Origin of the sequence: Pantoea sp. SoEX (genome assembly GCF_009829945.1) — a bacterium.
Taxonomy (GTDB): Bacteria; Pseudomonadota; Gammaproteobacteria; order Enterobacterales; family Enterobacteriaceae; genus Pantoea_C.
The window spans coordinates 1-12,701 of sequence record NZ_SZZT01000003.1 but is presented as its reverse complement, the minus strand read 5'-3'; the positions used below and the strand labels follow the sequence as shown (position 1 = coordinate 12,701).

Annotated in this window: 10 protein-coding genes; 5 read left to right on the top strand and 5 right to left on the bottom strand. The window is 24.8% G+C overall.

The window, feature by feature from the left end; all coding sequences use genetic code 11:
- Positions 1 to 17: 17 nt before the first annotated feature.
- Positions 18 to 2,066 (bottom strand): oligopeptidase A, encoded by a 2,049-nt coding sequence (gene prlC / locus FD726_RS02165; RefSeq protein WP_159989958.1) that lies wholly within the window; start codon positions 2,064 to 2,066, stop codon positions 18 to 20.
- Positions 2,067 to 2,411: 345 nt separating this feature from the next.
- Between prlC and gmk the strand changes: the two genes are divergently transcribed.
- From gmk to recG, 3 genes are all read left to right on the top strand, one after another.
- Positions 2,412 to 3,044, top strand: coding sequence for a guanylate kinase (gmk, locus tag FD726_RS02160; RefSeq protein WP_159989957.1), 633 nt, complete (start codon positions 2,412 to 2,414; stop codon positions 3,042 to 3,044).
- A gap of 52 nt (positions 3,045 to 3,096) precedes the next feature.
- The gene (gene rpoZ / locus FD726_RS02155) at positions 3,097 to 3,327 is read left to right on the top strand and encodes a DNA-directed RNA polymerase subunit omega (protein WP_159989956.1); all 231 of its coding nucleotides are present in this window, start codon (positions 3,097 to 3,099) and stop codon (positions 3,325 to 3,327) included.
- Positions 3,328 to 3,727: 400 nt separating this feature from the next.
- A complete protein-coding gene (recG, locus tag FD726_RS02150) occupies positions 3,728 to 5,806 on the top strand; it encodes an ATP-dependent DNA helicase RecG (protein WP_159989955.1) in 2,079 nt (692 codons plus the stop codon).
- A 26-nt stretch (positions 5,807 to 5,832) separates the two neighbouring features.
- Here recG and typA read toward each other — a convergent pair whose 3' ends face one another.
- Entirely contained in the window at positions 5,833 to 7,647 is a 1,815-nt protein-coding gene (gene typA, locus FD726_RS02145; protein WP_159989954.1) for a translational GTPase TypA, read from the bottom strand.
- Positions 7,648 to 7,959: 312 nt separating this feature from the next.
- On the opposite strand from typA, the gene yihA reads away from it, so the two are divergent.
- Complete coding sequence (gene yihA / locus FD726_RS02140) at positions 7,960 to 8,568, top strand: ribosome biogenesis GTP-binding protein YihA/YsxC (protein WP_159989953.1); 609 nt, start codon at positions 7,960 to 7,962, stop codon at positions 8,566 to 8,568.
- Between the two features lie 20 nt (positions 8,569 to 8,588).
- Here the strand turns inward: yihA and FD726_RS02135 are convergent, their stop codons facing one another.
- The 3 genes from FD726_RS02135 to FD726_RS02125 form a co-directional block, all read right to left on the bottom strand.
- Positions 8,589 to 10,418, bottom strand: a complete 1,830-nt coding sequence (locus tag FD726_RS02135; protein WP_159989952.1) for a DNA polymerase — start codon at positions 10,416 to 10,418, stop codon at positions 8,589 to 8,591.
- Positions 10,419 to 10,497: 79 nt separating this feature from the next.
- Positions 10,498 to 11,361: a 5'-3' exonuclease gene (locus FD726_RS02130; RefSeq protein WP_159989951.1), complete on the bottom strand. Its 864-nt coding sequence runs from the start codon at positions 11,359 to 11,361 to the stop codon at positions 10,498 to 10,500.
- 22 nt (positions 11,362 to 11,383) lie between these two features.
- Positions 11,384 to 12,001, bottom strand: a complete 618-nt coding sequence (locus tag FD726_RS02125) for a DsbA family protein (RefSeq protein ID WP_159989950.1) — start codon at positions 11,999 to 12,001, stop codon at positions 11,384 to 11,386.
- Between the two features lie 127 nt (positions 12,002 to 12,128).
- On the opposite strand from FD726_RS02125, the gene mobA reads away from it, so the two are divergent.
- On the top strand, positions 12,129 to 12,701 hold a 573-nt coding region (gene mobA, locus FD726_RS02120), incomplete at its 3' end, for a molybdenum cofactor guanylyltransferase MobA (RefSeq protein WP_159989949.1).

The window sequence follows — 12,701 nt, the reverse complement described above, 5'->3', positions numbered from 1 at the left end:
TAATAAAGCAGAATATGTTATTTTTCATTTATTTCTATACCGTATTGTTGAAGTAATGCTTCTATGTTTGGTTCACGACCGAGAAACCTTTTAAACATAGTCATAAAATCTTCTGAACCACCAAGTCTTAATATATTATTTAAAAAAGATCTACCAATTTCAGGGTTGAAAATACCATTTTTTTTAAACACAGAATAAGCATCACAAGCTAAAACATTAGCCCATAAGTAACTATAATAACGTGCGGCATAACCACCACTAAAAATATGACTAAAAGAATGTGGCAATCTATCTTGATTTATATAAGGAATAATAGAAATACGTCGTCTTATTTTTTTTAAAATTTCTAGTACATTTTTATTTTTTTCAGGATGAAATTTATAGTGTAAAGTTAGATCAAATAAACTAAATTCCAATTGACGAAGGATAAATAAACTTGTTTGATAATTTTTTGATTGTAATTTTTTGTATAAAATATCACTAGGTATAGGATCATTGGTTTCATAATGTCCAGATATTAATAAAATTAGATCTGGTTCCCAACACCAATTTTCCATGAATTGACTAGGAAATTCAATTATATCTAGAGGTATTCCATTAATTCCTGAAATTGCAGGTATTTCTATAGATGTTAAAATATGATGAAGACAATGACCAAACTCATGAAATAAAGTTATTACTTCATTGTGAGTGAATAATGCTATCTTATTTTTATCAGGTGCAGTAAAGTTACAAACAATATAAGCTATAGGTTTTTGTATTTTTCCATTTTTACGCATTTTATTTGTACAGATATCCATCCAGGCTCCGCTACACTTGTTCTTACGAGAATAAAGATCAAGATAAAAACCTCCTATCAACTCTTCTTGTTCATCAAATACATCAAAAAATTTTATATCTGGATGATACGAATCTATATGATTACGCTGAACAATATTAATTCCATAAATACGATTGATTAATTTAAATAAACCAGATAAAACACGTGTTTCAGGAAAATATGGACGTAATTGCTCATCATTAAAATTATAAATATATTGTTTTTGTTTTTGACTGTAATAAGCAAAATCCCATGCGTGTAATTTATCTACATTATATTGTTTTTTTACAAAGTTTCTTAATTGTACTATTTCTTTATTTACTTTTTTATCAATAGATCTTAATAAAACTTCTAGAAAATCCATTACTTTTTGTGGTTCTTTAGCAGTTTCTTCAAATAATTTTTTTTCAGCAAATGATTTAAAACCTAATAATTTTGCCAATTCGTATCTAAGATATAATTGTTCATCAATAATATTAGTATTATCCCATTTATTTGCATTAGGTCCCTGATCAGAAGCACGAGTGGAATAAGCTAAGTGTATTTCTTTTCGTAATTCTCTATTATCGCAATAAGTTATTATTGAATAATAGATTGGAAAATCTAACTTTAATATCCAATTTCCTTGTGAACTATTTTTTTCATTGCGATAAATAGAAAATAATATATTTTCATTTATTCCAGATAGTTCTTCCTTATTATTGATCAATTTTTCCCATGCCATAGTAGAATCTAATAAGTTGTTACTATACATTAGCTGTAATTGAGATAACCGATCAATAATTTCACGATATCTATTTCGTTTATCCTGTTCTAAATTAATACCCGATAATTTAAAATCTTTTAATATATTTTCTAAGTGTTTTTTTTGCGTATTATTTAACAATGAATAATTTTTTTGTTCTTTTAAAGATAAATATGATTTATATAAACTTTTATTTTGTTTTAGCCAAGTATTATATTCTGAAATTAGTAAATAAACTTTTTCATGTATTTCACGTAATTCTGGATTATTTTTAACTAAATTTAAATGATTAATTGGTGAAAAAATCCTATTTAGTCGATCATTTATTTCATCGATAGGTTCTACAACATTGCTCCAACTATGATTGATTTCTTTAGAAGATACTTTTTTTACAGTCAATTTACAATCTTTTAAAATTTCGGTAATAGCTGGCATAATATGTTTAAGTTGAATTTTAGAAAATGGTGGAAGTTTAAAAGGAGTAAGTAATGGATTAGTCATAAAAACATATTCCTTGAATATTATGTATCAATATCTTTTAATTATTTTCTTAAATTGATTGTTAATCAAAAATTTTATCATATAATTAAATTTAATTAAATCAAACAATTTTTAAGACAAAAGATATATTGACTAATAGTTACGATTATATTATTGAAAATATTATGTATTTAAATCATTATATTAATTTTTATGATAATTTTCAAAATGAAACAAACACAATGTTATACATACTAAATGTATAATAAATCTAAATATATAACAAATTTTGCATAGTTAAATTTTATTAACGTTGTATAATATCTTATAAACAATAAACATATATATCTAAATTATAATAATACAATGTCTCATGGTATTTTATACATCGTTTCAGCACCTAGTGGAACAGGAAAATCTAGCTTAATTCAAGCATTATTACAACAAACAGAACAGAAAATGTATTCTACACAATTGTCCATTTCATACACCACACGTGACATACGTCCTGGAGAAATACACGGGAAACATTATTATTTCGTCAGAAAAGAAGAATTTAAAAAAATGATTGCAAATAATGATTTTCTTGAATATGCAAAAGTATTTAAAAATTATTATGGAACTTCTTTTAGTAAAGTTAAACAAATAATCTCTAGAAAATGCGATGTTTTACTTGATATTGATTGGCAAGGTGCTAAGCAAATTCGTAATAAAATCTATAATAACAAAAGTATTTTTATTTTACCTCCATCAAAAATTGAACTCAAAAGAAGATTACTTCTACGGGGTCAAGATAATAAAGAAGTAATAACACTTAGAATGAAAAAAGCAATAGAAGAGATGAGCCATTATAAAGAATATGATTATTTAATCATAAATGATAATTTTAATACAGCATTATCAGAACTTAAATCAATTATTTATGCTGAACGATTGAATATATTACGGCAAACAATACGTTACAGTAATTTAATTAATAATTTATTAGCAATTTATTAAATAATTTAATATAATACTAGTTATTATTATGATAATAAGAGTAAATATTAAAATGGCAAGAATAACAGTTCAAAAAGCGGTAGAAAAAATTGGTAATCGTTTTGATCTGGTGTTAGTAGCGGCTCGTCGAGCACGTCAGATGCAAGTAGGAGGACTTGAACCTTTAGTGTCACCAGAAAATGATAAACCTACTGTAATAGCATTGCGTGAAATTGAAAAAAATTTAATTACAAAACAAATTTTAAATAATTACGATAATCTGAAGAAAACAAAAAATAATTAATTATTTTTCTATAATAATGTTGATTAACAAAATAAACTGTATTACTAATTAAAAATAATGCATGTTAGTAGTTAAAATCAAATACGATAAGCTATTATAGCAATATATTTTTATAAAAAATTAATAATATAGTTTTGAGCAATTAATTTATTTTATTTAGTGACTTATTTATTGTTTTAAAAATGAAATTAAGATCAAGTCACTAAATAAATTATACTAACTATCTAATTTACAGTAATTATAAACATAACCTTATAAAATTTTAATTTCATAAAACGATTATTGTTATCTATGTATTTATTTAATATTTAATATAATAACCTATTGTACATTTAGTTGTTGCAAATAATATTATACAGGAATATTTAAAAAGTTTATTAATATAATAAATAATTCTGAAATGAAAAAATGCTTGTTAAATAATATACCAATACATGACTTAAACAAGATTAGTTTATTTCAAATAAAAAAATTAACTAAAATGGGTTTAAAAACCGTTCAGGATTTACTATTTCATTTTCCTATACGTTATGAAGATCGAACACAAGTTCATCTAATTAAAAATTTAGTTTTAGGTTTATGTACTACAGTAGTTGGAAAAGTTATACAAACAAAGATAACTTATCACCGTCGTCGTATTATGTTATGTCAAATTAGTGACGGTAGCGGTATTTTAACAATTAAGTTATTTAATTTTAATACTAAAATAGAAAATATTTTGATTCCAGGTCGATATATTATTGCTTATGGAGAAATAAAGAACAGCATATATGGAATTGAACTTATACATCCTGAGTATAATGTTTATAAAACAAAAAGTAATATAGTAATAAAGAAAAAGTTAACTCCTATTTATCCAACTACTGAAGGTATTAGCCAATTAGTTTTACGCACCTTAATAGATCAAGCATTAGTTGTCTTAGATAAACAAAAATTAAATGAAATTATTCCTGAAAAATTAAATAAAAATTTAATTAGCTTTACTAAAGCTTTGCATATTATACATCACCCTCCTTTAAATAATAATTCCGAAAAAGCAGAAAAACAGGTTAATTTAGCTATAAACAGATTAGTTTTTGAAGAATTATTAGCTTATAATCTTAAAATGTTAATAGCACAAGATGCTATACAAAAATACTCTGCTTCACCAATACCTAAAGATCATAAATTAATAAATAAGCTATTATCTAATCTTCCTTTCTCCTTAACTAATTCTCAAAAAAAAGTACTTAAAGAAATAGAACAAGATTTGTTCAAAAATCATCCTATGACACGTTTATTGCAAGGCGATGTTGGTTCTGGTAAAACATTAGTAGCAGCTTTAGCTGCACTTAATGTTATAGCTCATGGTAAACAGGTAGCATTAATGGTACCCACTGAATTGCTGGCAGAACAACATGCTGATAACTTACGTCAATGGTTTACTCCTCTAGGCATTAAAGTAGGTTGGATAGTAGGAAAACAAAAATGCAAAGAGAGAGAGGAACAAGTAGATATGATTTCTAATGGTGATATCTCTATGGTAGTAGGTACTCATACATTATTTCAGCAAAAAATACAATTTAATAAATTAGCTTTAATTATAATAGATGAACAACATCGTTTTGGGGTACATCAACGTTTAGCTTTTTGGAAAAAGGGAGAAAAAAAAAATTCTCGTCCTCATCAGTTAATAATGACAGCAACTCCAATTCCACGTACTTTAGCAATGATTGCTTATTCTAATCTAAATATTTCTATTATAGATGAACTTCCTCCCGGACGTACTCCAGTGTGTACTATAGTAATTCCAGATATTCGACGAAACGAAATTATTTCACGTGTCAAAAATATTTGTTTAGAAGGTCGTCAAGTTTACTGGGTATGCTCTATGATTGAAGAATCAGAATTACTAGAAGCACAAGCAGCAGAAGTTAATTGGAAAATTTTAAATAATACATTACCGGGATTAAATATTGGTTTAGTACATGGAAGAATGAAATTAGCCGATAGACAATTAGCCATGAATAACTTCAAAAACAATAAATTGCAATTGTTAGTTACCACAACAGTAATAGAAGTAGGCGTTGATGTCCCTAATGCTACTCTAATGATTATAGAAAATGCAGAACGGTTAGGTTTAGCACAATTGCATCAATTACGTGGTCGAGTAGGAAGGAGTTCTTCTATATCTTATTGTGTTTTATTATATAAACCACCACTAAGTAAAGTAGCAAAAAAAAGATTAGAAGCAATAAGAAATATTAACGATGGATTTATGATAGCACAACTAGATTTAGAAATGCGTGGTCCAGGAGAATTACTTGGTACAAAACAAACAGGTACTGTTGAATTTAAAATAGTAGATATTTTACGTCATCAAGAAATGATATCAGAAGCACAAAACACAGCGTGTTATATTCATAAATACTATCCTAAAAAAGCTATTGATATAATTGAACGTTGGATCTCACAAAGATTTTTTGATACAAATATTTAGTTTTTTTAAATATTATTAAAATAATATCAATTATTACGTGAAGCTCGTTTACGTTCGTTTTCTTTTAAATAAAGTTTTCGTATTCTAATTGCTTTAGGAGTTACTTCTACAAGTTCATCATCATTAATAAATTCAATGGATTGCTCTAATGTCATTTTTAAAGTAGTAGTAAGACTTATAGTTTCATCTGAACCGGAAGCTCTCATATTAGTTAATTTTTTACTTGCAAGACAGTTAACAGTTAAATCATTAGAACGATTATGAACACCAACTATTTGTCCTTCATATACTTCTGTTCCTGGATCAATGAACAAATTACCACGTTCTTGAAGACCGTATAATGCAAATGCTACTGTCTTACCTTGACTATTGGAAATTAAAACACCATTTTTACGTTGTCTGATATTACATTTATATGCCTCATCATAGTGGCTAAATGTAGAATATAAATTACCACTACCTGAAGTCATTTTCATAAATTTATTACGAAATCCAATTAAACCACGACTAGGAATAATATAATCAAGTCTTATTCGGCCTTTTTTATTGGTTTCCATTGTTTTCAGTGTACCTTTACGTTCTCCTATTGCTTGCATTATTGATCCTTGATGTATTTCTTCAATATCTAATATTATTTCTTCAAATGGTTCTTGCCTACGTCCATTTATTTCACGAAAAATTACTTTTGGACGCGATACTGCTAATTCAAAACCTTCACGTCTCATATTTTCTATTAAAATTGAAAGATGAAACTCTCCTCTACCACATACACGAAAGACATCAGAATTGTCAGTTTCTTCTATTTTAAGCGAAACATTATAAATTGCTTCTTTTTTTAAACGTTCTAAAATTTTGCGTGAAGTTAAATATTTACCATCTTTACCACAAAATGGTGAAGTGTTAACATTAAAAAACATGGAAATTGTTGGTTCATCAACTTTCAAATTAGGCATTGTTTTTACATGTTTTGGATCACATATAGTATCAGATATATTTAAATCATTTAAGCCAGTAATGGCTACTATATCTCCTGCTTCAGCTGATTTAACGTTGATTTGTTTTAATCCTAAATAACATAAAACTCTATTAATTTTACCTTGAATCATTTTTCCATTACAATTTGTTACTATTACATTTTGATTTTGCTTAATTACACCATTTCTTAGACGTCCGATACCCATTAAACCTAGATAATTATCCTTATGCAGTTGGGAAATTTGCATTTGTAAAGGAGCATGTAATTCACCTTTTGGTGGAGGTGTATTTTTAATAATTATGTTGTATAAAGGAGTCAAATCTTCTGACATATTATTATAGTTTAATCCTGCCGTTCCATATAAAGCAGAAGTATATATTATAGGAAAATCTAATTGTTCATCATTAGCGTTTAAATTAAAAAACATATCAAATACTTTATTAACAACCCAATCTGGACGAGCACCATTTCTGTCTATTTTGTTAACAACTAATATGATTTTTAAATCATATTCCAATGATTTTTTGGTAACAAAACTTGTTTGAGGCATAGGACCATCAATAGCATCTACAACTAATAAAACTGCATCTACCATTGATAAAATACGTTCAACTTCACCTCCAAAATCAGCATGTCCTGGAGTATCAATAATATTTATATGATAATGATTCCATTTAATTGCAGTATTTTTTGAAAGGATAGTAATTCCTCTTTCCTTTTCTAATTCATTTGAATCCATCACTCTATCAATATTTGCATCATGGATATCAAATATACCAGATTGTTGAAGTAATTTATCAACTAGTGTAGTTTTTCCGTGATCTACATGTGCAATAATTGCTATATTACGTATATTTTTAACCAAAATATTACCTCATATTAATAATAAATATCATGTTACTTAAAATATTTTAAATATAGATCCTATAAAAATAACTATCACATATTAAATATTATAAATATACTATGATTTAATAATGAATATTAAACTAATAAAAAATATAAGATTTGTGGATAATTTATATATTTATACTTTATAATAAATCCAAATTATATTATCTATAAATAACATAACAAGTTTTTATGTTTTTAAATTGATATTTTCTCAAGTATAATAAAAATTATATTTTATTTAATTTTTATTAATATTTATACATTTATTTTGGATTATATTATTTTGCTCAAATTAAATTATCAAAATACTCGTTTTCTCATAAGCATTCCTAGCTTAAATTATTTACCAAAATATATGAATCATATTCAAGTAGCATTTATAGGTCGTTCTAATTCTGGAAAATCTAGTTTATTAAATAAATTGACAAAACAAAAACATTTAGCACGTACTAGTAAAACTCCTGGCTGTACAAAATTAATTAATCTATTTGAAGTAATGAAAAATAAATATTTAATAGACCTTCCAGGTTATGGATACGCTAGAGTTTCTAAACAAGATAAAGAACATTGGAAAGTAATGATTATAGAATATATAAAAAATAATAAAAACTTAAAGGGATTATTTTTATTATTAGATATTAATTCTACAATTAACGATTTTGATAAATTAATTATTAAATTAGCTAATAAAAAAAACATTTCTTTGCTTATTTTATTAACTAAAGCAGATAAATTAAATATTTCTAAAAGAAAAATGAAATTAAATTCAACAAAAGAAGTTTTGTCAAATTTGATAACTAATGATAATGTTTTTGTAGAAATAGTTTCATCAATTAAGAATATAGGTATTGAAAATATACGTCAAAAACTAAATATATTGTTTCAATCATAAAATTTTATATTTTTCTATGTCTAGATATTTTGTAAATGAATATCATGCCAATTTAATCCTATACTTATTCTAACTAATAAGGGAGGATATAAATTAGCACTATGTTCCATGAAAAATTTAATTTTTTTGATGTATCTTTCTATATAATTATCATGTATTTCAAATACAAGCTCATCATGTAATTGCATTATCATTTTGATCTCATGTTTATCCTTGTTTTTTAACCAACTATCTATATGAATCATAGATTTTTTAATTATTTCAGCCGCTGTTCCTTGCACTTGAAAATTAATAGCAGTACGTTCAATAGACTTGTTATGCATTAAATTACCTAATTTTTTGTTTTTATATATATATAACTTACGTCCTTCTAAGGTTTTAATATATCCTTTATCCATTGCTGATTGATAAGTGCTTCTTATATATTCTAACACACGAGGATATCTATTGAAAAAAATATCTATATACTCTTTTGCTTGTTTAATATTAATATTTAATTTATATGCTAATCCAAAAGGACTTATTCCATAAATTAAACTAAAATTTATTGTTTTTGCAATACGTCTTTGTTTACTATTTATCTTATCTATAGGTAAATCAAAAAATTCCGCTGCAGTTGAATAATGAATATCTTCTTTATTATTAAATGCACTTAATAAATTTTGATCTTGGGATAAATGTGCAATAATACGTAACTCAATTTGAGAATAATCAGCAGAAATAATTTTACTAAATTTTTTAGCAATAAATGCTTTACGAATAAATATATCGTAATGATTTTCCAGAGGAATATTTTGTATATTAGGAGATACAGATGACAATCTACCTGTTACTGTTAATGATTGTTGATAGGAAGTATGAATACGATAACTAGTATGGTTTATCATGCTTATTAATTTATCAATGTATGCAGATTTTAACTTCAATAAACTTCGGTATTCTAATATTATCTTTAATAAAGGATGATTTGATTTTAATTTAGATAAAACTTCGTAACTAGTGGATAGGTTTCCTCTAGGAGTTTTCCTAGTTATATCTATTTCCTTAATGTTATATAAAATATCTCTAATTTGTTTGGGAGAAGATAAGTTAAATTCATTTCCTGATATTTTATGTGCCTGTAATTTTAAATTATTTAAATTAATATTAATCAATCTAGATTTTTCTAAAAGGAATTTTTGGTCTATAAAAACACCATTTCTTTCAATGCATGCGAGAACTTTTATCATCGGTATTTCTATTTTTGTCAATATTTTTTTTAATTGCAAATCTTTTTTTATTTTGTTCCACATTATTAAATGTAACATCAATATAATATTTACATTTTCGCATAAATAAGATGCAGTTATATCCAAAGGAACTTTACTAAAATTGTTTTGATTTTTGAATTTATTAAAAATATTTTCAAAGTAATTTATCTCATAAGTTTTCAACCAAATCCTAGATAAACCAACTAAATCGCATTTACTTAATAAATTATTAAGAACATAAGATTCAATGTTAATATCAAAAATATTATTTATTTCTATATTATAATTTTTTAAAATTAATATTTGTTCTTTTATATTTTGACCTATTTTATATATTTTTACATTTTCAAATAATGGTTTTAGATGTTTTAATACGAAATTAGTATCTAGTTGTTTTGGCACACCTTTATAATCATGAGCCAGTGGTAAGTAAACTGCAGTATCATCTAATATTGTAGAAAAACTAATTCCTATAATTTCATTAGAAAATATATCCATTGAATTAGTTGTTAAACGAAACGCAAAAATACTATTTTTCTTGATTTTTTCAAGCCAAAAACTTAACATCTTATAATCAAGGATTAGATGAAACTTTTTCATTAATCTTATTTTACTATATTTAATATAATAAAAAATTGATGAAATAATTCATATATTTCTTTCTCATTAAATCAAATACCTAAAAACTTTTAATTTCATAACGATTAAACAATTTTTTTAGTTTTATAATATTTATATGATTAATAATCAAATCTTCATATTCTACATTAACTATAACATCTGTTTTGATTTTTGCTAATTTATATGATAAGAAAGCTATTTCACGATATTTATTAAGCCTAATAGCGGTATTTTTTGCACCACGGAATGACATGAAAGATATTTTGTTAATATTAGAATATATTGATTCTATATTTCCTAACTCTTTTATTAATATTAATGCAGTTTTTTTTCCTATTTTAGGTATTCCAGGGATATTATCTGAACTGTCACCCATAATGGCTAGCAGATCTACAATTAATTCAGGAGCAACACCATATTTTTTTTTAATATCATCAGGACCTAAAATTGTTTTAGTGGTATTATCAATTATATTTACATTAGGTTTGACTAATTGAGCCATATCTTTATCATTACTATTAATTAATATAAAAATATCCAATTTATTACACCACTTATGAACTAACGTTCCAATAACATCATCTGCCTCTACGCCATTTACTTGAATAATTTTTAAACCCATTGCTAATATAATTTCATATAATGGTTCAATTTGTATACGCATATGATTAGGCATAGGTAAACGGTTACACTTATAATCATCAAATATTTTATTTCTAAAGGTTTTTGAATAACTGTCAAATATTACAGCAATATGACTTGGTTTATATTGATTAATTATATTTTTTAATATATTAATAAAACCAAATATTGCACCAGTTGGTTCACCTTTACTATTACTTAGACAAGGGAAAGCATAATATGCTCTGTATAAGATAGATAATCCATCAATTAAAATCAAATGTTTCAGTAATTTATTCACAATAATAATTATCTTTTAAATTCTATTTTTTATTGATTAGAAACTCTATTATATCGAAATAATTCTTAATTACATAACTATTATTTTTATTTTTTTCTATCTCTAATTCATTAATATTTATCATATATTTTCCCTTAACAAATGTAACTGGTATATTTAATATGTTAAAATCTTCAGATGCTTTTTTTTGTTTATCAATTAAGATTTTTACTGTATAGCTATTCCATAGTGCTTCATATTCTTCAGAAGAAATATTCAGAGTTTTTAAAAATATATTTTTTACTATATCGGTATTTGTAAGATCTTGCATTTGTTTTGTGCTATTAAAAATTGGTTTCATCACTTTATCTTCAACACCTAAAGCAATAGCAATAGCCCAAGCATGAGTTATTACAGAATCTTTTCCCATATAATCAATATGATATTTAGATATTTTAATTTTTTTTGGTGCTGGATAATCACTTAACTGATTTTCTAATTTATAACAATATTTACAAAAAAATGAGAAAAATTCTACCACTTGAGGTTGATTTAAAAGTGGTTTAGACAAAGTAATATAGTGTTTCCCTTCAATAAATTGTGTAGCAAATACATTAAATGTTATTAGTATTCCAATAAACATTATATAAATTCTTTTCATATTAAAATTTCCTCATTATTATTGTTTTTGATATAAATTAAATGCTTAATTATAATGATGATGTTTTGATATATTTACGCAATATATTTTTTCATTATTTTATAATAAATAACATGGTACTTTTAATATGGATTTAATAACTGGAATAATTCTTGCAGGTGGAAAAGGTTTACGCATGGGAGGGCAAGATAAGGGGACTATATTATTAAATGGAATCCCACTTTATCAACATGTTCTTAAGAGGTTAAAACCGCAAGTTAATAACATAATAATAAATGCTAATAATAATATTAATTTTTATAAACTAAGTGGATATGATGTTTTTCAAGATTCATTTAAAGATATAAATGGTCCTTTGTGTGGTATAATAAGCGCTTTTAATTTTATTAATACAGATTGGGCAGCATTTTGTCCATGTGATACTCCTAACATACCATTAAATTACATACAAAAACTTCTTGAACAGAGAAGTTCTTATTCAATTTTATGGGTAAGATCAGAAAAAAGAAATCATCCTACTTTGGCATTAATTAATAGAAAAGTAATTGAATTATATAATTCAGAAATTAAATATAAAAAAAATGATTTTAATAGATATAGTTTAATTGAATTTTTTAAAAAATATGGAGGACATTCAATATTATTTATTGATAATGAATTATCATTTTACAATATTAATACTCCTTTAGATTTAAAAAAT

Bases quoted from the DNA above. Each gene is read 5' to 3' on its own strand.
- prlC (WP_159989958.1), bottom strand. From the start codon at position 2,066: ATGACTAATCCATTACTTACTCCTTTTAAACTTCCACCATTTTCTAAA.
- gmk (WP_159989957.1), top strand. From the start codon at position 2,412: ATGTCTCATGGTATTTTATACATCGTTTCAGCACCTAGTGGAACAGGA.
- rpoZ (WP_159989956.1), top strand. From the start codon at position 3,097: ATGGCAAGAATAACAGTTCAAAAAGCGGTAGAAAAAATTGGTAATCGT.
- recG (WP_159989955.1), top strand. From the start codon at position 3,728: ATGAAAAAATGCTTGTTAAATAATATACCAATACATGACTTAAACAAG.
- FD726_RS02135 (WP_159989952.1), bottom strand. From the start codon at position 10,418: ATGAAAAAGTTTCATCTAATCCTTGATTATAAGATGTTAAGTTTTTGG.
- FD726_RS02125 (WP_159989950.1), bottom strand. From the start codon at position 12,001: ATGAAAAGAATTTATATAATGTTTATTGGAATACTAATAACATTTAAT.